The 23,176-nt window shown below is 45.9% G+C and carries 20 protein-coding genes and 1 pseudogene; 8 read left to right on the top strand and 13 right to left on the bottom strand.

Annotation, left to right across the window (positions count from 1 at the left end; genetic code table 11):
- Nucleotides 1–94 precede the first annotated feature (94 nt).
- From M654_RS13840 to M654_RS13855, 4 genes are all read left to right on the top strand, one after another.
- Nucleotides 95–1,993 (top strand): terpene cyclase/mutase family protein, encoded by a 1,899-nt coding sequence (locus M654_RS13840; protein ID WP_026587469.1) that lies wholly within the window; start codon nt 95–97, stop codon nt 1,991–1,993.
- On the top strand, nt 1,980–2,819 hold the full coding sequence (locus M654_RS13845) for a superoxide dismutase (RefSeq protein WP_026587470.1): 840 nt from the start codon (nt 1,980–1,982) through the stop codon (nt 2,817–2,819). The genes M654_RS13840 and M654_RS13845 overlap by 14 nt, the downstream gene beginning before the upstream one ends.
- 28 nt (nt 2,820–2,847) lie before the next feature.
- Nucleotides 2,848–2,991 carry a hypothetical protein gene (locus tag M654_RS13850; RefSeq protein WP_163170560.1) on the top strand — a complete coding sequence of 48 codons (144 nt, stop codon included), beginning with the start codon at nt 2,848–2,850 and terminating at the stop codon, nt 2,989–2,991.
- A 441-nt stretch (nt 2,992–3,432) separates the two neighbouring features.
- On the top strand, nt 3,433–3,963 hold the full coding sequence (locus M654_RS13855) for a hypothetical protein (protein ID WP_026587471.1): 531 nt from the start codon (nt 3,433–3,435) through the stop codon (nt 3,961–3,963).
- Between the two features lie 248 nt (nt 3,964–4,211).
- Here M654_RS13855 and M654_RS13860 read toward each other — a convergent pair whose 3' ends face one another.
- Nucleotides 4,212–5,552 (bottom strand): sodium-dependent transporter, encoded by a 1,341-nt coding sequence (locus tag M654_RS13860; RefSeq protein ID WP_026587472.1) that lies wholly within the window; start codon nt 5,550–5,552, stop codon nt 4,212–4,214.
- 210 nt (nt 5,553–5,762) lie between these two features.
- Between M654_RS13860 and M654_RS13865 the strand changes: the two genes are divergently transcribed.
- Complete coding sequence (locus tag M654_RS13865; RefSeq protein WP_026587473.1) at nt 5,763–6,734, top strand: bile acid:sodium symporter family protein; 972 nt, start codon at nt 5,763–5,765, stop codon at nt 6,732–6,734.
- Nucleotides 6,735–6,766: 32 nt separating this feature from the next.
- Here M654_RS13865 and odhB read toward each other — a convergent pair whose 3' ends face one another.
- The 6 genes from odhB to M654_RS13895 all read right to left on the bottom strand — a co-directional run bounded on the left by odhB (nt 6,767) and on the right by M654_RS13895 (nt 16,213).
- The gene (odhB, locus tag M654_RS13870) at nt 6,767–8,038 is read right to left on the bottom strand and encodes a 2-oxoglutarate dehydrogenase complex dihydrolipoyllysine-residue succinyltransferase (RefSeq protein WP_026587474.1); all 1,272 of its coding nucleotides are present in this window, start codon (nt 8,036–8,038) and stop codon (nt 6,767–6,769) included.
- A 14-nt stretch (nt 8,039–8,052) separates the two neighbouring features.
- Nucleotides 8,053–10,887, bottom strand: a complete 2,835-nt coding sequence (sucA, locus tag M654_RS13875) for a 2-oxoglutarate dehydrogenase E1 component (RefSeq protein ID WP_026587475.1) — start codon at nt 10,885–10,887, stop codon at nt 8,053–8,055.
- A gap of 401 nt (nt 10,888–11,288) precedes the next feature.
- Nucleotides 11,289–13,202, bottom strand: coding sequence for a vWA domain-containing protein (locus M654_RS13880; RefSeq protein ID WP_026587476.1), 1,914 nt, complete (start codon nt 13,200–13,202; stop codon nt 11,289–11,291).
- A gap of 10 nt (nt 13,203–13,212) precedes the next feature.
- Nucleotides 13,213–14,103 (bottom strand): ATP-binding protein, encoded by an 891-nt coding sequence (locus M654_RS13885; RefSeq protein ID WP_026587477.1) that lies wholly within the window; start codon nt 14,101–14,103, stop codon nt 13,213–13,215.
- 106 nt (nt 14,104–14,209) lie between these two features.
- A complete protein-coding gene (locus M654_RS13890) occupies nt 14,210–14,803 on the bottom strand; it encodes a superoxide dismutase family protein (protein WP_026587478.1) in 594 nt (197 codons plus the stop codon).
- 105 nt (nt 14,804–14,908) lie between these two features.
- Nucleotides 14,909–16,213, bottom strand: a complete 1,305-nt coding sequence (locus M654_RS13895) for a C40 family peptidase (protein ID WP_026587479.1) — start codon at nt 16,211–16,213, stop codon at nt 14,909–14,911.
- A gap of 1,099 nt (nt 16,214–17,312) precedes the next feature.
- On the opposite strand from M654_RS13895, the gene M654_RS13900 reads away from it, so the two are divergent.
- Nucleotides 17,313–18,674 (top strand): MATE family efflux transporter, encoded by a 1,362-nt coding sequence (locus M654_RS13900; RefSeq protein ID WP_026587480.1) that lies wholly within the window; start codon nt 17,313–17,315, stop codon nt 18,672–18,674.
- 31 nt (nt 18,675–18,705) lie between these two features.
- Here M654_RS13900 and bshB2 read toward each other — a convergent pair whose 3' ends face one another.
- The 4 genes from bshB2 to rarD all read right to left on the bottom strand — a co-directional run bounded on the left by bshB2 (nt 18,706) and on the right by rarD (nt 21,029).
- Nucleotides 18,706–19,371, bottom strand: coding sequence for a bacillithiol biosynthesis deacetylase BshB2 (gene bshB2, locus M654_RS13905; protein ID WP_026587481.1), 666 nt, complete (start codon nt 19,369–19,371; stop codon nt 18,706–18,708).
- A gap of 16 nt (nt 19,372–19,387) precedes the next feature.
- The gene (locus tag M654_RS13910) at nt 19,388–19,738 is read right to left on the bottom strand and encodes a YojF family protein (protein WP_026587482.1); all 351 of its coding nucleotides are present in this window, start codon (nt 19,736–19,738) and stop codon (nt 19,388–19,390) included.
- A 1-nt stretch (nt 19,739) separates the two neighbouring features.
- Nucleotides 19,740–20,015, bottom strand: a complete 276-nt coding sequence (locus tag M654_RS13915) for a hypothetical protein (RefSeq protein ID WP_026587483.1) — start codon at nt 20,013–20,015, stop codon at nt 19,740–19,742.
- A gap of 81 nt (nt 20,016–20,096) precedes the next feature.
- Nucleotides 20,097–21,029, bottom strand: a complete 933-nt coding sequence (gene rarD / locus M654_RS13920; RefSeq protein ID WP_026587484.1) for an EamA family transporter RarD — start codon at nt 21,027–21,029, stop codon at nt 20,097–20,099.
- 81 nt (nt 21,030–21,110) lie between these two features.
- Between rarD and M654_RS13925 the strand changes: the two genes are divergently transcribed.
- The gene (locus tag M654_RS13925) at nt 21,111–21,581 is read left to right on the top strand and encodes a hypothetical protein (protein WP_026587485.1); all 471 of its coding nucleotides are present in this window, start codon (nt 21,111–21,113) and stop codon (nt 21,579–21,581) included.
- 237 nt (nt 21,582–21,818) lie between these two features.
- Complete coding sequence (locus M654_RS13930) at nt 21,819–22,514, top strand: expansin ExlX (protein WP_026587486.1); 696 nt, start codon at nt 21,819–21,821, stop codon at nt 22,512–22,514.
- 95 nt (nt 22,515–22,609) lie between these two features.
- On the opposite strand, the gene M654_RS13935 is transcribed toward M654_RS13930, so the two are convergent.
- Both M654_RS13935 and M654_RS13940 read right to left on the bottom strand, forming a co-directional pair.
- Entirely contained in the window at nt 22,610–22,903 is a 294-nt protein-coding gene (locus M654_RS13935; RefSeq protein WP_026587487.1) for a hypothetical protein, read from the bottom strand.
- Nucleotides 22,904–22,975: 72 nt separating this feature from the next.
- Nucleotides 22,976–23,156, bottom strand: a pseudogene (locus M654_RS13940) (3-ketoacyl-ACP reductase); the annotation flags it as partial.
- Between the last annotated feature and the right edge of the window lie 20 nt (nt 23,157–23,176).

Below are 23,176 nucleotides of genomic sequence, written 5' to 3' on the forward strand. Positions count from 1 at the left end.
AGTTTTACCTGACGACCTGAAAGAGATTTGTTGCCCGTCCATTGGCATGACACATTTCCCGAATGAATACAGTAATATGAAGGAGATGAGAAGGATGTGTTCTTTGCTAGAGGACGTAAAAGCTTTCAGGCAAAAGATCGTGACAGAGCTTCAAAGCAGACAGGAGCCCGATGGATCATGGAGGTTTTGCTTTGAAGGACCGGTGATGACAAACAGCTTTTTCATTCTTCTTTTGACTTCTCTTGAAGATCAAGATTCTTCTCTTATCACAAGTCTCGCCAGGCGGATCCGTTCAAAGCAAAGCGAAGATGGAACGTTTCGGAATTACCCTGATGAACCGCGCGGAAATTTAACTGCAACCGTGCAGGGGTACACGGGGATGCTTGCTTCCGGCCTCTACAGCCGGAATGAAAAGCACATGCAGAAAGCTGAAGCGTTCATCAAATCTGAGGGCGGATTGAAGCATATCCACTTTATGACGAAATGGATGCTTGCCGCAAATGGGCTGTATCCGTGGCCAAAAGCTTATATCCCGCTGTCTTTTTTGCTCATCCCTCCCTATTTCCCGCTGCATTTTTACCATTTCAGCACTTACGCGAGAATTCATTTTGTACCGATGGCCATCACGTTCAATCGAAAATTCGCCTTAAAGAATAAACGGATCGGCTCACTGCGCCATCTGGATGAAAGCATGTCAAAAAACCCTTTAGATTGGCTCAATATCGATTATTTAGATGAACGAAGCTTTTATTCATTTCGTCTGCAATGGAAAGAGCTCTTCAAATGGCCGGCTTATGTACAGCAGCTCGGATTTGAAGCGGGGAGAAAATATATGCTGGACAGAATTGAAGGAGATGGAACACTGTACAGCTATGCCAGCGCAACGATATTCATGATCTACAGTCTGTTGGCCATGGGTATTTCAAAACATGCGCCCATCATCAAAAAAGCAGTCAGCGGTATCAAGCATCTTACAACTCCGTGCGGCGGTGAAGGTCTTTATTTGGAGAATTCAACCTCTACCGTGTGGGATACGGCTTTGGCAAGTTTTGCGTTGCAGGATGCAGGGGTGCCGCAAAAAAGCTCTGTCATCACATCAGCATCTGATTACTTGCAAAAAAGACAGCATGTTAAAAGAGCGGATTGGGCTGTCTTCAACCCTTACGCCATTCCCGGCGGGTGGGGGTTTTCAGATATAAACACCAACAACCCTGATCTGGATGATACAGAAGCCGCACTAAAAGCGATTCCCCGCCAAAACGGTCCTGCTGATTGGGATCGCGGCCTTAGATGGCTGTTATCGATGCAAAACAAAGACGGAGGATTTGCAGCTTTCGAAAAAAACGTCAATCATCCCATCATTCGCAATCTGCCGATCGAATCGGCCGCTGAAGCGGCGGTTGATCCGTCGACAGCGGATCTGACCGGTCGCGTTTTGCATCTGCTTGGAATAAAAGCAGGATTTAACAAGAATCATCCGGCTGTCAAAAGCGCCTTAAAATGGCTTTTTCAGAATCAGGAAGAAAACGGTTCATGGTACGGCCGCTGGGGTGTCTGTTATATCTACGGAACATGGGCGGCCTTGACCGGAATGAAAGCCGTCGGCGTCTTAGGCGAACACCCTGCCGTCAAAAAAGCCATCACATGGCTTAAATCGATACAGCTTGCTGATGGCAGCTGGGGGGAATCGTGCAAAAGCTGTGAAACAAAAAGCTTTTCACCTCTTCCCTACGGCACCGCCGTTCAAACAGCATGGGCTTTGGAGGCTTTGCTGCAATATGAGGCCCCTGACCAGCCGTTGATTCAAAAAGGAATTCGCTTTCTCATCGATGATGATAGGCGCCAGTCAAAACATCTTGACTATCCGACAGGCATCGGACTGCCCAAACAGTTTTACATTCGCTACCACAGCTATCCTTATGTGTTTTCACTGCTTGCTTCAAACGCGTTTATTAAACAAATGGAAATGGGGGAGAACGTTGAACCGAAATGAATATAAAGAGGAATTGACATCCTGGGCAAGGGAAATGAAGGAACAGGTGAAACATGATTCTTCTTTGGAGAGCCGTTTAGAAACGTTATTTCGTTCACTGGATGATCCGAATGCGACCGAACAGGAATGGTATGAACAAGCGGAAGCCGTATATCAAGCCGTTGGCCGGCACGCTCAATCCGACCGTCAGTCATTCAGGATGGTGCCGATCGGCGGCCACCGTCTGCCAAGGCTGCCCTACTCGTACTCAGCGCTTGAACCATATATTTCAAGAGAGATCATGTTTCTGCATCATACAAAACACCACCAAAGCTATGTCGACGGACTGAATAAAGCCGAGCGGGAACTGCAAAAGGCGCGGCAGACGAAAAATTTTCAGCTTGTGAATCACTGGGAAAGGGAGCTTGCCTTTCATGGAGCCGGACATTATCTGCATACGATTTTTTGGTATGCAATGAATCCAAAAGGAAAAAGAAAGCCTACAGGTGAATTGCTGGAGATGATCAACCGCTCTTTTGGAAGCTATTCGGCATTTAAGCAACAGTTTTCTGAAGCGGCCAAACATGTGGAAGGTGTCGGCTGGGCTATCCTTGTCTGGGCGCCCCGTTCACACCGCCTGGAAATTCTGATCGCTGAAAAACATCAGTTCATGAGCCAGTGGGACGTAATTCCCCTGCTTCCGCTCGACGTATGGGAGCACGCATATTACCTTCAATATCAAAATGAAAGGGCAAAATACGTTGATAATTGGTGGAATGTCGTTGACTGGAGAGAGCCGGAAAGACGCTTTGCCCAAGCAAAACGAGTTCAATGGGAGCCGTTCTGATTCAAATTCAATGGCGGGACTTCAGCTATTGAAGTCCTGTTTTGTTTCGGTAGTTGCGCCGGACATCGGCCTCCCCGTCAAAGACTTGCCTCAAAAAGCGGACGAGCCTTTCCTCTCACACCTTTCTCTTCTCGGCGCCAGGCAGCCGACGACACTGGCCGAATCGAGCTAAAGTGCCGATACCTTTTCACTCTCAATACCGTATCTATTTCTCTTAAACCTCTATCGTATGTAATAAGGTGTCAAGTAAAAGTTTAAATATCCCAGTTTATCTTGAGGATTGTTATAACCGATAACACGGAGATTGCTGAGGCGGAGTTGGGAGAGAAATCCCACAACCATACACCCTTCTGAATCTGCTATTTTAATCATTCCTTTATGAAATACCGAATCTCAGTCGATCCATATATCCCAAATTCATGCCTTAAGTATGAAATGTGAACGTTTTTTGATTTATTTGGAAAATAATCATTTTTCCTCATTCCTCTAATTCCAAAAATCGTTAAGCTATTCTACAAGAAGGGAGGAAATAAATGATCAAACTGTCGATGTTTGTCTGATTCAGCTGGCCAGTTTTTCGAAAAATGGCAATTTTATTTTAGGAGGGTTAATCATGAAAAAAATGTTTGCTTTCTTTACAGCCATAATGCTCGGTGTGACTTGTCTGCCGTACTTATCAGAAGCGAAAGAATCAAAACATACGGACAGTTCTGTTACAACCTTACCTTCTATGTCTGTACCCACATCTCTCAATCAGTCATTGAACCAGGAAAAACAACAGTTTAAAACTTCTGCTATTGATTTAAGCATCGGCCTCGATCTCTTAGGAATCGGAAACTCGATTAGGGATGCTATCGTTCAAAGCAATAACCGCAGCGGTTTCGTCAAAAACTGCATGGAAACCGCTTTTTATTCTGCAGGGCAAAGATATAATGTCATGGTGTTCAACTTAAGCCAAGGCTATCATAATGGTTTAAGAGGAGTTAAATTTTATGGATCTGCCAACTATCATGGCGTGATTTACGGCATTTGGGTATTTGAAAGCGGACAATTTACAAACCAAGGAGACGGCGGCTGGATTAACTGGGCCTTTAAAGGCTGGTTTGATCGAAACGGACAAACTGTAACATTCCGTAAGCCTTAATCAAAGTCAAGGTATCCCCTCTTCTGCTTGCTGGTAAAATCGTAAAAAACGAATTCACCGGCAAGCTTTTTTAATATTTCCGCACCAGAAAAACAGACGCCTTTTCCCTTCCATGCCCTTTCATCAAACACTTCCCCTTACCGATCAAATCGCCGAGAAAAGAAGACACAGCTGACCTAAGCGATGGGCTCGCAACTGTCTGCATGAAAAAAAGGCCGGATTTATCCGGCCTTATCAACAATTCAATCTTAGAATACGCCGATGACGTCCAAAAAGACGACAATAATGACGACTGGAGCTGCGTAGCGAATCAACAGAAGCCAGGCTGCAAACCATTTTCTGCTGATTTTAGAGCCTTCTTTCAATTCGGCAAAAAGTTCTTCTTTCGGTATTTTCAGCGGCACAAACACGGCGATGAGCAAAGCGCCGAGCGGCATTAAAATATTGCTGACGAGAAAATCCGCCGCATCAAAAATGGACAGATTGAAAATCGTTACATCCTGAAGCACCCCGTATGAAAGTGCTGAAGGAATACCGACGAGGAAAATCGCAATGCCTCCGACCCATGAAAAAACCTGTCTTTTTTTCGAATCACCTTTTGATAAGGATGAAACAAGAATTTCAAGCATTGAAAAAGCCGAGGTCAATGTCGCAAATAAAAATAACACAAGGAATGCCAATAAAAAGATGATCCCTAAAGGCATCTGATGAAAAACGGTTGGCAGCACGTTAAACAACAGCATCGGACCCGCATCCGGAGATAGGCCGAAAGAAAACACGGCGGGAAAAATGGCGATACCCGCAAGAACAGCCACAGATACGTTTAACAATGTCACCGAAAGCGCCGACTGCGCCAGGTTTTCCTTTTTAGATAAATACGAGCTGTACGTCACCATAACGGAAACACCGACACTCAATGAGAAGAACGACTGCCCCATTGCAAACAGAATCGTTTCGGTTTTGATGTGTGAAAGGTCCGGTTTCAAGAAAAATTCAAGCCCTTCCATCGAACCCGGCAATGTGACCGAGCGGATGATCAAAAGCAGAAAAATAATGAACAGAGCAGGCATCATAAACTTGCTCGCTTTTTCAATTCCGCTTCTGACTCCTTTTGCGACGACCAGGATCGTAATGATGATGAAGATCAGCTGGCTCGCCAAAACGAGATAAGGATTTGAAATCGTTTCCCCGAAGAGGTTGGCAAAGTCCGTGTTTCTTGATAATTCGCCTGTTAAACCTTTGAAAATATAAATAATGATCCAGCCGCCGACAACACTATAGAAAGACAGCAGAATAAAGCACGTAATAATGCCGAGCCGCCCGATCCAATGCCAAAGCGAACCTGGAGCCAGCTCCTTGTATGATTCAACGGCGTCTTTTTGAGTCTTTCTGCCGATAATGAATTCAGCCAATAATAAAGGAAGTCCAACCAATAAAGTAAAAAGGATAAAAATAAGTAAAAAAGCTCCGCCGCCGCTGGTTCCGGCAACATAAGGAAACTTCCATATCGCGCCTAGCCCGATTGCCGAGCCGGCCGAAGCTAAAATAAATCCGAGCTTTGATGACCATATATTTTGTTTATTTTCCACTAAAGCACCTCTTCTTCTATTAAAACTATTTGCACAACAGGCTACAAACTATCATTTTAAAAATGATAAACGAATTCGTCAAGGTTTTCAAATATTTCTTTCAGTTTACATAATATATTTATTGTCTATTATTATTTTATATTGAATTATTCAGAATATTAATTATAATAGGGGAATGTCACATTTTCTACGAGTGAGGAGTTTTGATTGATGAATCTTTTAGCTAAAATCAGCCAATTTACAGGAAAAACGTTTGCCATCTGGGTGATCTTATTCGCGGTGCTGGGATTTGCATTTCCCTCCTCTTTCACATGGATCAGCCCTTATATTACCATTCTGCTCGGGGTGATCATGTTTGGCATGGGATTGACGCTTTCAGCAGATGATTTCAAAGAACTGTTGAAAAACCCGCTGCAGGTGCTGCTCGGCGTCATTGTGCAATACACTGTCATGCCTTTGATCGCCTTTGGACTAGCCTATGGACTCGGTCTGCCATCTGAAATTGCAGTCGGCGTCATTTTGGTCGGATGCTGTCCAGGTGGAACGGCATCAAATGTCATGACATTTTTGGCAAAAGGCAACACGGCGCTGTCTGTCGCCATCACGACGGTGTCCACTTTGCTGGCGCCTTTTTTGACACCGTTTCTCATCTTATTTTTTGCGAAGGAATGGCTTCCCGTATCTCCCGGATCGCTATTCATCTCGATCTTGCAGGCGGTGCTTCTGCCGATTTTAGCAGGACTGATCGTCCAATTTTTCTTTAAAAAACAGGTCGAAAAAGCGGTTCAGGCCCTGCCGCTTGTCTCGGTCATCGGGATTGTCGCCATCGTCGCCGCAGTCGTCGGTGGCAACAGGGAAAATATTATACAATCAGGGCTGCTGATTTTTGCGGTCGTCGTTCTTCATAATGGCCTCGGCTTGTTTCTCGGCTTTATTTTAGCCAAATGCTTTAAAATGGATTATGCTTCGCAAAAAGCCGTCGCGATTGAAGTGGGCATGCAAAATTCCGGACTCGGAGCTGCGCTTGCCACCGCTCATTTCTCCCCGCTTTCCGCCGTCCCGAGCGCGGTTTTCAGTGTCTGGCATAACCTTTCAGGATCGTGGCTTGCGACATACTGGTCAAAACGCGAGAAGAATGACGTCCATTCTCCTGCCCCGCGAATGTTAAATAAAAAGCTTTGACCGATATAACGGTCAAAGCTTTTTTTCTCGATTTATCCTTCCAACAGAAGCTGTTCCGGATCTTCCAGCAGATTTTTAATGGTAACCAAAAAGCCTACCGCTTCTTTGCCATCGACAATCCGGTGGTCATAAGAAAGCGCGATGTACATCATCGGTCGGTTTTCGAAACGCTCTTCATCAATGGCGACAGGACGAAGCTGGATTTTGTGCATTCCCAAGATGCCAACTTGCGGGCTGTTCAAAATCGGAGTGGACAACAGTGAACCGAACGTTCCTCCGTTTGTAATCGTGAATGAACCGCCTTGAAGTTCTGAGAGCGCCAATTTATTGCTTCGCGCTTTCTTCGCAAGCTCTCCGATATCTTTTTCAATATCGGCAAAGGTTTTCCGGTCTGCATCGCGAACGACAGGGACGACAAGGCCGTCAGGAGCGGCAACCGCGATGCCGATATCATAAAACTTTTTGATGAGAAGCTCGTCGCCTTGAATTTCCGCATTGAGAAGCGGGTATTTTTTCAGAGCGGCGACAACGGCCTTTGTGAAGAATGACATGAAGCCGAGCTTCACTTCATGCTGTTCGAGAAATTGATCTTTTCGGCGTTTTCTGAGATTCATGACAGCCGTCATATCCACTTCGTTAAAAGTCGTCAGCATAGCGGCGGTGTGCTGAACTTCAACAAGGCGTTTGGCAATCGTCTGTCTCCGGCGCGACATTCTTTGCCGTTCGACAGGTTTCGCCGAATCTTCAGTCTTAGCGGCCGGTGCCTGCGCTTCACGTTTTGGTTCGGCTTGGGCTTTTGGCGGCTGCTCATGTTTTTGGTAGGATGCGACATCCTGTTTTCTGACCCTGCCAAGCGGATCGCCGGTAGGGATTTCTGATAAATCAATGCCTTTTTCACGGGCAAGTTTTCTGGCAGCCGGAGAAGCGATGGTTCTCGCTTTTTCTTTCTCCGTTTGAGCACTTGAGTCCTGTGCCGCGGCTTTTGTTTCCTGTGCCGCCTCTCCTTTTGAATCCTCAGGCGTTTTTTGAACGTCAGGCTGAGGAGCGGAGGATGCTTTTCCTTCTCCCTCGCCTTCTGAAATCGTGCCGATCACTTCGCCGACCTGAACCGTGTCACCGGAATCTTTCAGCACTTCCTGAAGAACACCGGACTGTTCTGCCGTCAATTCGACATTGACTTTATCCGTCTCCAGCTCCAGCAGGAACTCCCCTTGTTCTACATAGTCTCCCGGTTGTTTCAGCCATTGGGCTATCGTTCCTTCTGAAATTGATTCCGCTAGTTCAGGTACTTTAATTTCCGCCATCTTTTAGTTCCCCCTTAGTTTTTGCGAGTCAAGCTATCAGATACAATACGTTCCTGTTCCTTCTTATGAACGGTCGGATCCCCTTCTGCCGGACTGGAACGTCTTCTTCTGCCAATATAACGCACTTTAACACCATTTGGAGCGACTTCTCTTAAATAAGGCTCAATATAGTTCCACGCTCCCATATTTTGCGGTTCTTCCTGAACCCAGACGATCTCTTCCAAATGCGGCAGCTTGCTGAAGAGCGCCTTGATGTGTTTCGCTGGGAAAGGATAGAGCTCTTCAACCCGTGCAATATGGAGCCAGTCTTTTTCAGCTTCCATCTTATTAAAGTAATCACTGATATCAATCGATACTTTACCGCTCGATAGGACGAGGCGTGTCACCTTATCATATTGATGGTTCAGACCGGACATTTCATATACCGGCTTAAAGGTGCTGGCGCTCAGCTCCTGAACTTCCGAGACTGTATTTGGATTTCTCAAAAGGCTTTTCGGCGTCATGATGATCAGCGGACGGATTTCCTCGCGGAGAAGCATCTTCGCCTGCCTTCTTAAAATATGAAAGTATTGAGCGGCGCTTGTCAGATTGGCAACGGTCCAGTTATTTTCTGCTGCAAGCTGCAAAAAGCGCTCCGTTCTGCCGCTGGAATGCTCAGGCCCTTGACCTTCATACCCGTGAGGCAAGAGGACGACAAGTCCTGATTTCTGCCCCCATTTCGCCCTTCCTGCGGAAATAAACTGATCAAAGTACACTTGTGCCGCGTTTGCAAAATCGCCAAACTGCGCTTCCCAGATCACCATCGTTTCCGGTGAAGCAACATTATAACCGTATTCGAAGCCGAGGACAGATCCTTCAGAAAGCGGGCTGTTGTGAACCGCGAATGACGCTTTCGTATCTGCAAGGTGATGCAGCGCAATGAATTCGTCCCCTGTCTTGCTGTCATGAAGGACAAGGTTGCGGTGTGCGAATGTGCCGCGTTCTGAATCCTGGCCGGTCAGCCTTACAGGTGTGCCGTCTTTCAAAATCGAAGCAAACGCCAGCGCCTCCGCCAAAGACCAGTCGACTTTTCGGTCATCCTCAAACGCTTTGGCGCGCCTTTCGAGAATTCGTTTTAACTTTCCGAAAACGTTGAAGTTTTCCGGCCATGCGATGAGCTCTTCGTTTATTTTGCGCAGGAGATCAAAATGAACGGATGTGTCGACCTCCGGGAATCCGTTGGAAACCGGCTCCGGCAGGACGATTTCATGTGTCATGTCTTCTTTTTTGGCCGGCACTTTTCGGTACGCATCTTCCAAACGCTTCAGAACCGAATCTTGAATTTTTTGAACCGCCTCTTTTTCAATGATTCCTTTATCGATCAGTTTTTCTGAAAAAATGGTTTTGATCGTCGGATGCTTTTTGACCGCATCGTACAGCCTCGGCTGCGTCGCCACCGGTTCATCCATTTCATTATGCCCGAAACGGCGGTAGCCGATCAGATCAATCAAAAAGTCCTTGTTGAAGGTCTCGCGGTATTCGACTGCGAGCTGCACCGCTGAAAGACAAGCTTCAGGATCGTCTGCGTTCACATGGACAATCGGAATTTCAAAGCCCTTTGCCAGATCGCTGGCGTATTTCGTCGATCTGGATTCGTTGCTTTCCGTTGTAAAGCCGATCATATTGTTGGCGATGATGTGGATCGCTCCGCCGACCTGATAGCCCTTCAGCTGACTTAAGTTCAACGTTTCTGCGACGATTCCTTCCCCAGGGAACGCCGCATCTCCGTGGATCAAAATCGCCATGGATTTTTTGACGTCTTGAACCGGATAGCCTTTTTCTGTTCTCGTCTCCTGCGCAGCCCTAGTCGAGCCTTCTACGATCGGATCGATGAACTCAAGATGGCTCGGGTTGTTGGCCAGCGTGATGCGCGCCGTTTTTGTCTGTTCATCCTGAATCTGCCGGTTGGCGCCAAGGTGGTATTTGACATCACCTGTCCAGCCGTAGTTGATTCCGGTTGAGCCTTCAGACGGGACAAGATCTTTGTTCGGAGCGTGCTGGAATTCGGAAAAAATAATTTCATACGGCTTTCCCAGCACATGCGCCAGAACGTTGAGACGCCCCCTGTGCGCCATTCCGATATTAATGTTTGTCGTTCCGGAAGAAACCGACTCGGCGATAATATCATCCAGCATTGGCACAAGCGCATCAAGACCTTCGATTGAAAAACGTTTCTGCCCGACAAATGTTTTGTGGAGGAACTGTTCAAGACCTTCAACTTCCGTCAGTCTTCTTAACACTTCTATTAATTTCTCTTTTGATTTCGGGGCGAATAATTCCCCCGATTCGATCTTTTTCATCAGCCAATTGCGCTCTTCAAAAATATGCACATGGTCAAACTCAAAAGAAATCGACTTTTTGTATGTGTTCCTTAAGTACTGGATGGCTTTTAAACCGTTTGTGACTTCTTTAGGGGCATCTTTGCATATCACCGATGCCGGAATTCTTTCCACATCCTCCTCGGTTAAACCGTACTCGGCAAGCGGAAAAAGCTCCTGTTTGTCTTGCGTTTTTCTCAATGGATTGACGGAAGCGTTGAGATGGCCATAGGTTCTAATATCTTCTGCAAGTTTTATTGCCGATGCGATTTTTTCAATAGATTCAGCCGTAAAATTTGCCTCTCCTTGTGTTTCAGAGGCGGCCCTTATGTCGCCCGGGGGAGCTCCGAGATCGTCAAACATCTCTTTTAAATCAGGCTCCAGACTTTCCGGATCCCTGACATACTGATCATAAAGCTCCAGCACGTAGCCGAGGTTCGGACCGTGAAATTCTTCCCAAGTCATTCTTTGTTTCATTTGATTTTGAAACATTTGAACATTACCCCCAACCTAATTATCAAGTGAACAATTCACTATCTTAATATATCTTCTGAACCCTATGCCCAGAAATATGTAATAAAAACGCTTCCACGTATATTTTACCACTGTTTGTGAATCGTTTCTACACAGATTGTTCAAATAAAATTAAAAAATCGTCTTGAAAAATAAGAAAATTTATAATTTCGAACTTTCAGAGTATAAACCATTGGCAAAAGATTCATTCATTCCTTATTTTTCCCCTTTCGGCTGTTTTTTAACATCCTGAATGTGCTGTGCTGTTTTCAACAGCGATTTTCAAAATTAAAGTTGTTAAAGATAATAAAAATTTCGCTACTTTCCTTTTTATCGGCATAAAAAACAGATGGCTAAAGAGCTTGAGCCATCTGTTTTCTCTAACCTATACTTTTGTTCAACAGTTTTTTTAACAGCGGATACAGCACATCAGGAAGCTGGTCGACGTCAGGGACGAAGAGGCTGTATTTTCCGTACATATCCTGGATCGTTTTAATTTGCGATTCTTCGATTTCGCTGTTCGACAAAAACACATTGATGACTTCAATGTTTCGTTTTCTCGCTTCCATCACCGCTTCATGGGTGTCGACGATCCCGTTTTGTTCATAATTGAAAGCAGCCGGCTCTCCATCTGAAAAAACGATCAGGAATTTTTGCGCTTCGCTTCTTTGAACAAGCATGTTCGTCATCTGCCTGATCGCATAGCCGTCCCGATTGTCCTCTTCCGGTTCAAGCTGCATGATGTGCGGACCGGCTCCTTCTTTTAAGGAATCGGAAAACGAGACCGCCATGTGAAAGTAGTTAGGCTGGCTCGTCTCTGTCGCATCATTCGTGTCCTCCCAAAAACCGACGATTTGATGAGGGACGGACACTGATTTAAGCGCTTCATGAAACAGTACGATGCCCCTTTTCGTCTCCGCCATTTTGTCATGCATGCTTGCCGAACAATCGACAAGCAAAGTAAAAACAGCGTCGATTTCGGTTGACGGTTCTTGTTTTTTGTAAAAAAGGCGCGGATTCCGTTCTGTAAAGTACCGCAGCAGCTTATTGTTCAGCCTTCCGGCGTGCAGGTCAGTCCTCGGCAGCGTTTTTTTGTGCTCCAGTGTTTTTTGGATCATCTGTTTGAGCCGCTTTTGATACGATTCGATTGATTTTGCCTGGCTGCGGTATTGCAAAACCTCTTCACTTGCAGGCTTCTCAGGCGTTTTAAAAATGGAAAAAGCGTAGCGGTTTTCTTTGCCGCCGGCCGTTCCTCCGGCATTCGGTTCGTCTTGTACAGCTTCAAGCGATTCCAGTTTTGAATAGTCTTTTCGTTTCGTCTGCTTCGCCGTTCCCTGTACTGAACCGAGCGCCTGGTCGCCGTCTTCCCCTTCTCTTAAAGCGCCGCCCATGATATCCGTTTTTGCACCGTGTTCGAGGTCAAACTGCAGAAAGCTTTTGGCCGGTGCTTCTGTTTCCCTGTGCCAGGTCGGCATTTCTTCGTCATGGACATCTTCGTCACCGGCGCTTTTTTCTTCAAGTGTGAGATCTTCGCTCAGTTTGGGCTTTGCTTTTAAATCATGGAAAAGGTTTTCTTCATCAACCTCTTCGTAATCGAGTTCAGGAAAAAAGAAATACGTATTCAGCATATCTCTTTCAAGAACTTCTTCAAAACCTTCCATTAATGTCTTTACAATTGCAGCTGTCTCTTTCGTAGAGTGTGTTTCATATACGCGGCTAAGCTCGTTTTCAATCCAGCCTTTCATCGGATCGATTGAGTCATGGATATCAGGGATGCTTTCAAGCGGGGACTCGGCCGTCAGCTTGACATAGATTGCGCAAAACAAGGCGTCCGTAAAAATACTCCGCTCCAAATTCAAGGTCAGCTGAGTCGCAAAATGCTTTCGGTACATGTTTCTGCGGCTTGTGAATACCGCTTTTGTGCCCGGACGCTCCCGCTTAATAGACTCTTCGATTCTGATATCCTCAAAAAGCATAAACAGCTGCTTTGCTAAACTCTTAAACTGCAAATGCCGGACGGCGTCCAGCATGTTGGAACATTCGTTCATTGAGCTGTAGCGGGTTCCGACTGCCCGAAGGTAGACATCGCTTTTCAGTCCATCGACCATATCCTGATAGGCGCGGTCTTTCCAAAAATGACTCATATAAATCTTTTTTTCAAACGGATTGTAATAGGACTGAACGCCGTACTCCACTTCGACCTGATCGCTTTTCGCCAAGGTCTTGGCTAAGTCCGTGAGCTCCATAAACAGAAAAGAATCAATCTTGCTGTCATTGAATTTTATAAACCTCATATAGGAACCCTCATTCAAACAATGTTTGGGCAATATTGCGGACAGCCGCTTTTTCCCGCTCATCGTCCAGCTTTTCCACGATGCCGCGTTCGATCGCACGAAGCGGCGGTATATAGGCCGCCAAATCGCAGGTATCCAGGAGCGCTCTGATCGATGCTGCCTCTTCAGACACCTGGCCGTTGCGCGCTTGCGTCATTAAATCACCGGACAATGTCACAAACTGGCTGATGAGCTTTGCGTCCTTTAATTCGGATTGTGTTTCAAGCACCCGCCGCAGCAGATCGCCTTTAATGTAGGGCACTTCAATGATGACAAAGCGGTTTTTTAATGCCTCGTTCAATGGAACGGTTCCCACATATCCTTCATTAATCGCCGCAATCACGCCAAATCCGTCTTTTGCTCTGACCACTTCGCCGGTGAACGGGTTTGTCATCATTTTTCGATAGTCGAGAACTCCGTTTAAGATAGGCAAGGTTTCCGGTTTGGCCATGTTGATTTCATCAATATATAAAAAGTGTCCGTGATTCATCGATTTCGTAACAGGCCCCTCAATAAATTCAATCGAGGCGTTCCCGTCTGTGTTTTCGATCGTCTTATAGCCGACAAGCGCTTCCGCATCAAGATCGACCGAACAGTTGACACTATGCATCGGTTTTTGAAAGTAAGCGGAAAGCGTTTCGGCAAGTTTTGTCTTTCCAGAGCCTGTAGGCCCTTTTAGCAAAACGTTTTTTCCCAGTGACAGCGCGATCATCGCATCTTCTAAAACAGCGCTGTCCTCCGCTTCATAGCCGGGGGACCCGATCAAAGATTGAAATTCCGGGCCGGCCGGTTTGGCGGCAGACTGAATCAGCCGCTCCTTAATTTTCTCGGGCAGCTCTAGTTCGTGCAGGTCATATTTCATAAGTTGTAAAATTCCTTTCTTCAAAAACGTCTTCTTCTATACGAGTATACTAAAAATAAGCCAAAGTCCTCAATATATATGACTGCTGCCCCGCCGCACCTAACGGTTAATGTTTGCTCTTATTCGAAAGAGCGCCGCACACCATTCGATCGCCGGCGTTTCCGGACGGATTTGTCAGATCGTCATCCTGGTGCTCATGAATGATAAACGCGCTTCCATCATGATCAAGCAGGCTGAATTTGCTTGACTTGTCCAAGTTGACATCTGGTGCATTCACTACAACATCAACTTTGCCGTCTGCCCCTACTTCGATATTGGGCAGATCACCCGCATGATGTCCCTTCGGATTATTGAAGCCATGCTCTTTTTGTGAAGGGTTAAAATGAGCGCCGGCACTTTCAAAATCGGGCTTCCGGCATTCTCCTGTTTCATGGATGTGAAAAGCGAGCAGCCCCGGCGGCAAATGATGGGCGCTGACCCTGATATCAAGGCCTTCCTCAGCCGATTCAGACACTTCTATAAAACCGGTCTTCGTGCCGTCGCGTTTAATGAGAGGCACTTTTAAAGGCTGTGTCATTGGTTCAAATGTTTCCGTATGCTCTTCGTCGGCGTCTTTTTTTTCAAGGTCTTTCTGCTGTGCGCATGCCGTTAGCGAACAAATGAGTAAACCCGCCAGCAGTACGGTGAATGATCGGTTCAATGCGAAATCCCCCTTATCTTTTTCCATTTAGTTTAGACAACGGGGGGATCTGATAAACCTTTCGTTAAGCCGTCTTTAAAACAAAAAAGCCATATAAAATGGCTTTTAAAAATTGTAGCGCTTTGCACCAAGATAGCGCTGTTTCCAATACGAATTGTTCATATCGCTGATGGAGACGCCGGAATCGTTGGCATTGATAAATTTTCCGTTGCCCAGGTAGATCCCTACGTGTGAAGGGCCTGCTTTATATGTTGAAAAGAAAACGAAATCTCCTCTTGAAGGCTGGCTGACAGGCGACATTGTATTCCAATACCCAGCTGCACTCAATCTTGAGACAGACGTGACTTTGTTCAGCACATAATAAATAAAGCCGCTGCAATCAAATCCTGATGGATTGTTGCCTCCCCATCTGTACGGCACGCCCAGCTGCTTCTCCGCTTCTGCGATCATGCGCTCGACTTTTGCGCTTGTCGAAGTGCCGCTGGAAACCGAGGAGTTCGATGTCTTGGATGAAGAGCTTCCCGATGTTGCCGACTTTGACGCACCGGATACTTTCAGCTTCTGTCCGATTTGTAAGACATCTGTTTTCAGATTGTTGGCTTCTCTGATGCTTTGTACCGTCACATTCAGCGAGTTGGCGATTTTCCATAAGGAATCTCCGGGCTTGACAGTATATGTCGTCGTTTTAGAACTGCTGCTTGTGCTCGATTTGCTTGATGAAGAATGTGAAGACGAACCCGAAGATGAACTGCCGCCGGAAGCGGTCCCTTTCACTTTAAGGACTTGGTTCGGGTAAATGGTGTCCGACTTCAAACCGTTCAGCGTTTTGATTTCGGCAACTGTCATATTCAAACCATTGGCAATTTTCCATAAGGAATCTCCTAGTTTGACTTTGTACGTGCTGCTTGAGCTGCTTGAACTTTTCGATTTCGAAGAGGAGCTGGCGCTGGATGACTTCGTACTGCTGCTTGAACTGCTGCTTTTTCCGCTTCCCTTCACAATCAGCTTTTGGCCAGGATAAATGATGTCGCTGCTTAAACCGTTTAAGCTTTTGATCTCATTCACGCTCGTCTTGTAGTCGTTTGCAATCAGCCACAAAGAATCTCCCAATTTAACCGTGTAGGTAGATGTTTTTGAGTTTTTGCTCGAACTTGCGCTTGAGCTTTTGGCTTTTGTGCTGCTTTTTGACGTGCTGTCCGGAATTTCCAGGGTTTGTCCGGCATAAATAACTGTAGATGAAAGATGATTGGCTTTTTGCAGAGCGGAAACGCTTGTGTTGAACTCGGTCGACAGTTTCCATAGCGAATCACCGCTTTTTACCTTGATGGTCTGGGCTTCTGCGGGTGACGCAGCCAATGAAGTTCCAACTACCGCAGAGGCCGCCAGACCTGCTGCTATCTTCTTCTTCATAACCTATGAACCTCCCGTTTTCATTTTTTGTTCTCTCTATGTATGAGATTACATTTGCCGCTGCTTAAGATCTAAGCCCGGCAACAAACAGCGGGTGATCTGATCACCATATGTTTGTCCTTTGGCCAAAATCCCCCTTTTATACTCTTAAGCACAAATGCAATTCACGATTTGTATCGGCTGATTTTATTGTTTTTTAATAGTTTTTTGCTTTTTTACAATTTTTATATCGAAAATACGGACTGATAGACACATTGACAAAAATCAACGCTTTTTAACAAACCTGCGTGATTCCAAATGGACGGGGCGGAATGGATATGCTTTTCATCTCCTGCTCTATTTCAAAATGAAGACCGCGGGAACAGATGAGGGCAGGCCCGGACGAAAACTTTAAAGTTCTGAAAATCGCTGATCGTTCAAGTTTCCGAGCATTTCAAATTAAACTTTATCAATATCAAACATGTTCGTGTCCAAAGACGGTCAGGCAATCAGATGGGCATTGTTTCGCTGTCTCTCAACCTTTTTCTGAAAAAACAGCTGTCCATTTCCATCAACCGCCTCTATGACCAAATCCCGATCAGAATCAACCATTTTTCGCCATGAAACTTTTCGTAGAGATCATAAATTGACTATATCATACATTTTTTTTGCCAACATCCGGAATAAGGCGTGTCTTTTCCTTAGATCAAACGTCGTTTGATCGCATTAAATTTCAGTTCTAAAAACCTATTATGACAAAACGATGAATCGAAATATGTAACTTATAACTTATAAAACCCTTTGACTTAATAGACGAAATGACCCATTCGGCAATTTTCGGCTGATAAATTGAAATGAATTGTGAAGTTTGTCTGGGATACTTTTTGTCGTTTTTCTGTATTCTTCCATCTCTTATGCCGCATCATAATCATGAAGGAGGTGATACCGTGACCATTCAAAAAGCGTGTCAATATGTATTTTCCCTTTTGGGTGTCATTTCTTTATCGTTTATTTATGTGCAGATGTTTAAGACAAAAAAAGATTAAGCAGACATTGATTGAATTTTATACATATCGTGTTATAATTTCTCTCGTTATCCAAAAGAAACGGGGAACTTAAAATGAGGGAAACGAAGGATTTAAGGGGAAAAGCGACACAGTTTATCACGATTTTAATTCCGATCCTGATCACACAGGCAGGCTTGTCTTTCATGACATTTCTAGACACGGTGATGTCCGGAAAAGTCAGTGCGTCTGATCTCGCCGGCGTTGCCATCGGGTCCAGTTTGTGGACACCTGTTTATACGGGACTGGCCGGAATTTTGACGGCTGTCACGCCCATCGTCGCCCAGCTGATGGGAGCCCAAAAGCAAAAGGATGTTCCGTACACTGTGATTCAATCGATTTATGTGGCGGGACTTATCAGCGTTCTTGTTATGGCTTGCGGTTTTTTGATGATTGATCCAATCCTGGAAATGCTTCAGCTTGAAGCTAAGGTATCCCTTATCGCGAAGCAGTATTTGTCCTATCTCGGGCTTGGCATATTGCCGCTGTTTGTGTACAACGTGATGCGCTGCTTTATTGATTCACTCGGCAAAACGAGAGTGACCATGCTGATTACTCTATGTTCTTTGCCGATTAATTTTGTGTTAAATTACCTATTTATCTTCGGGAATTTCGGATTTCCTAAATTGGGAGGAGCCGGAGCCGGCTTGGCTTCCGCTTTAACCTATTGGTGCATATGCTTGATTTCCTTATTCATCGTTCATAAGAAAACGCCTTTTTATCAGTTTAGGGTTTTCAGGACATTCTATCGGTTTTCCTTTACCGAAAGCTTGAATCTGCTGAAAATCGGCCTTCCCATCGGCTTTGCCATCTTCTTTGAGACGAGTATTTTTGCGGCCGTGACCTTGCTGATGAGCCATTTTGACACGGTGACAATCGCTTCCCATCAGGCAGCGATGAATTTCGCTTCGCTTCTTTATATGCTGCCGCTCAGCGTCTCGATGACTTTGACGATCGTCGTCGGCTTTGAAGCCGGGGCAAAACGTTTTAAGGATGCGAAGGCATACAGCTATCTCGGCATTTCAATTGCGATCGGGTTTTCGTTGTTCACCGCACTTGCGATTTTATTGTTCAGACAGCAAATCGCCGGAATGTATACGACAGACTACAATGTCTTGCTTCTGACAAAGCACTTTTTACTGTACGCCTTGTTTTTCCAGCTTTCAGATGCCATTGCAGCACCGATTCAAGGAGCGCTCAGAGGGTATAAGGATGTCAACTACACCCTTGTCACAGCCCTTGTTTCCTATTGGATCATCGGGCTCCCCGTCGGTTTTCTCGTCGGGACGTATACTGCGTTTGGAGCGTACGGTTATTGGATCGGCCTCATCGCGGGGCTTGCCGCCGGAGCGGTCGGGCTTTTCTTCAGGCTCAGATTCATTCAAAACCGTTTCCAACAGCATTTAAAAAAGGTATAGAGCATGGCGCTCTATACCTTTTTCTTGTGTATCATTCATCCCACTGATAGGTCCAAAATGCCTCTTTTTCAAACCATGTTTCTACGACGGGCTCACCATTCTCAAGCTTTTTCTCTATCTCTTTCAGCAAGCCTCCCGTTTGCGATTTATGCGCTTTTAAAGCGTTCATTTTCACATCTGCAACACCTTTGACATCTAGAACGACATCGGGCTTGCCGAGAACTTCTTCCCTGTGATGGGTGATCGCCATGCATAAAACCCGCGGCCGGTCTTCTTTCTTTTTGCGGGATAAGGCGCGGATGACCGCTTCTCCGCATGCATCATGATCGGGATGTACGCCGTGTCCGGGGTAAAATGTCACGATCAGGCTCGGGCGGACATCATCGATGACAGCCTCGATTTGATCGGCCAGCTTTTCTTCATCTTCAAATTCGAGTGTTTTATCGCGAAAACCGAGCATGCGCAGATCTTGAACATCCATTTCCCGGCACGCGTTGATTAATTCCTGTTTTCTGAGCATCGGCAGGGTTTCCCGATTGGCAAAAAGCGGATCCCCCATATTCCTTCCCATCTCTCCCAGCGTCAGACACGCATAGGTCACGGGTATGCCTTCTTTTCGGTTTAAGGCAATCAGGCCGGCCACTCCGAATGATTCGTCATCGGGATGCGGCAGAATCACTAATAAATGCTTTTCCATTTATAACACCTTCTTTTTAGACTGCAAATGGCTTTTTGCTGATTTGAAGCGAAATGGCAAGCTTGCCGCCCGGCAAATAACCGGCAAGAAGCAGCCGCCCTTCATCATCGATTGTATAATCTGTGAGGCCTTCTGCGTAAATCCAGCCGTCTTCTGTTTTAAGACCTGTGCGATAAGGCCCGGTCCCCGTTATTTTTGCGCGGGAGCAGACGACCTTCGCATTTCTGATATAAGCAACCACCGTCATGTTCTGCTCGTCTTTATGGGCAGAATAAGACCCGGTCGTCGTCTCCAAATGAATATAGACAGGCTGGTGTAGGAATGTTTGTAAAGAAGCCTGCACTTCTTCCATATTGATTGCTTTCATGTTACTCCCTGCTTTCTCCATTTGTTAATAGCTGCAGACGTTCTGTATGCAGTTCAATCAGTTTGAGCTTCACATCCGTTTCCAAAGCGGAGTTTGTAATGCGCCGGACGCATTGGAAGTATTTTTCAAATTGCGTTTTTCTAAGCCTCGGATGTGTTCTAAGGTCGCTTAGTTCATCATCAATTGCCTGGAAAAGCGTTTCCATCCCCTCTCCGTTCATCGTGCGGTTCTTCCAGAGGGTCACATAAGCCTTGAAAAGTTCATGATCGTTCTCCATAGCTGAAATCGACCTCCACATCCTTTTTTAGGTCATGTTTTTAATTATACATGATCGGCGTTTCTTGAAAAGAAAAAGGGCTTAGGAGTGATACGAGTTTTTTCTTTTCACCAATACTTTAGACGGCTTCTTCCATTTAAACTGTGAGAGGGTAAACAATACGAGTGCGGCCCAAATGCATGAGAATGTTAAAGCCTTGGCGCTGCCGAACGGTTCATGGTAGACGAATACGCCTAAACATAACGTAATGGTTGGAGCGATATACTGCAAAATGCCGACTTGATACAGCGGAAGCTTTTTGGCTCCTTCTGCGAACAACAGGAGCGGAATGGCCGTTAACACACCGGCTAAAAACAATAAAATCATCGTGCCGATACCGCCGGATGCAGCCTGCGAATGCTCAGGATGGCGAAAAAACAATAAGTAGACAACGGCGACAGGCGCGATCATCAGCGTTTCAAGTGTAAGCCCGATGGCGCTTGAAAGCGACATCCGTTTTTTTGCCAATCCGTAAAGTCCGAAGCTGAAAGCGAGCATCAGGGCAATGTACGGCACAGAGCCGTATTGAAAAGCGGATATCAGGACGCCGGCTGCCGCAAGGAGAACCGCCGCTGTCTGCAGACGGGACAGTTTCTCTTTCAAAAATATGATGCCGAGCACGATCGAAACAAGCGGATTGATGTAATAGCCGAGGCTCGCTTCAAGTATATAGCCGTGGCCGACGGCCCATATGTAGACATACCAATTGATTGAAATCAAAACGGAGGAACATACGAGCGGAACGAGAGCTTTTCGATTCGCCAAGAGCGACTGAAAAGCCTTGACCCCGTTTTTCCATTGCCGCATCGCGAGAAGCACCCCGCACATAAAAACAAACGACCAAATGATGCGGTGTGCAAGGATATCAAGAGCTGCCGTTTGATCGAGAACTTTCCAATATAAAGGAAGCAGCCCCCATAATAAATAAGAACATGCTGTGTAAATAATCCCTTTCGTTTGAGCTGTGTGATTCATCTGTGATTCCTTTCCTTTCTTCATCACGATCCGCGCTTATTGGCATATACTGTACCGTCTATGTGAAAGGAAGTGTTACCCGTGTTTGATTGGCAACGCTTTTTTCCATTTCAGCAGTTTTCTAAGGACGGAGTGCAAGGCGCTGACCCGAAAGATGTTGAACAATATATCCATCAAATCATGAAAAACGTCTTTGGACCGGGATATACAGGTCAGTTTCCTTTTCGCGATCCTCTCTCTCAAGAATCGCCGGCGGCAAAAGAACATGGTCCGTCAGACGAACATGATCCAATTGATGTCTTTGAAACGACCAGTCATGTATTTGTCAAAATTCCACTTACAAAAGAACAGCTTAACCCATTGAAAATTAAACATACTTCACAAACCCTCATCATGGAAAACTACCCTGAACCAGGGCAGCAGAAAAAGGTGATTCTCCCCTCTCTTGTACGCAGAAAAGGCACCAAAGCCTTGTATAAAGACGGCATCCTGGAAGTCATGTTTTTTAAAAACGAAGACTTCAATCTTTCAGAAATCGACATCACGTTTTAAAAACGGCCCCGCTTGAGATAAGCAGGCTGTTTTTTTCGCCTTCCGAAAAACCGCTCCCTGATTCATATTACCATTTAAGACCGAAGTCTTTCATCTCTTTTGCCTGAGGCAGAAACCATGCCTTTTGTTCGTGACATTTTAGTCAATCCGTATGAATAAATCTATGTCTATTGCCTCTTTCGGCAAAGTCAGTCCGGTTTTATAATGAAAATAATTCTCAATTAAAGGAGGGCTTGTATGAAAAAGAAAATCAGCATGTTGCTCGCGGTGATGTTGATGGTGCTTTGTTTTGCCACACAGGCATCGGCCGCATACAATGACCTGCACAAGGGCTATGCCACTTATACGGGTTCAGGGTATTCAGGCGGCGCTTTGCTGCTTGATCCGATTCCATCCGATATGGAAATCACCGCTTTAAATCCGACAGACCTCAATTATGGCGGTGTAAAAGCGGCTCTCGCCGGAGCATACCTTGAAGTGGAAGGCCCTAAAGGAAAGACGACGGTCTATGTGACCGATCTATATCCGGAAGGTGCTCCCGGGGCGCTCGACCTTTCACCGAACGCTTTTCGAAAGATCGGCGATATGAAAGACGGAAAGATCAATGTGAAATGGCGGGTCGTCAAAGCGCCGATCAAAGGCAATTTCACATACCGGATCAAAGAAGGAAGCAGTCAGTGGTGGGCGGCGATTCAAGTGAGAAACCACAAATATCCCGTTATGAAAATGGAATATTATAAAGACGGAAAATGGGTCAACATGGAGAAAACGGACTACAACCATTTTGTCAGCACCAATTTGGGGACAAGCCCTTTAAAAGTCAGGATCACGGATATCCGCGGAAAAGTCGTAAAAGACACGATTCCGAAACTTCCGGAAAACGGAACGTCCAGTGCATACACTGTATCTGGGAACGTGCAGTTCCCAGACTAATCCTAAACTAAGAGACGGCGGCCAGCTGCGGAAACCCGCAGCTTTCACCGCCGTCTCTTTTTAAGATTTTCATTAGACTGTAAACTTAGCAACCTTTATCGATAGCCGGGCGCTCCTCCGTATGGAGCTCCTGCGGGAACGCCTGCTCCTCCGTAAGGGATTCCTCCCGGTCCGGCTCCGTAATAAGGCCCCGCACCAGGCACACCTCCGTAATACGGGTAAGGCGGCGGATAAGCGTACGGTCTAGGGTAGTTAAAAATCGCGCTTCCGAGAAATCCGCCCAGCAATCCGCCGACAAGCGGCGCCCCAAATCCCCAAAACAACGGGGATCTAGCCGGATATCCGGCAGGATTCGATCTCGCGTATCCATAAAGCATGTGAGGGTACATCGGCATTTATCCTCCTTTATGTCTGCCTATAGTCAAGGTATTCATAAAGTCGGAAAACGTTTGGGCTATTCTTCATAAATCCACCGTAATGTTCGTACCATTGACAAACCTGTTGTCCGGATCGGTTAAGTAAAAACACGCCTTAACAATATCAAGGGGCCGGCCCACACTGTTGGAAAAATGCTGCTCACGGTCTTTCGCCCGCAAATCTTCAAAATGCCCGGTCTTAGAACCACCCTGGTGATGCTGTTGACCGCGATCGAATACTCGCCC

The sequence above is a fragment of the Bacillus sp. NSP9.1 genome, assembly GCF_000465465.2.
In the GTDB taxonomy this organism is placed as follows: Bacteria; Bacillota; Bacilli; order Bacillales; family Bacillaceae; genus Bacillus; species Bacillus sonorensis_A.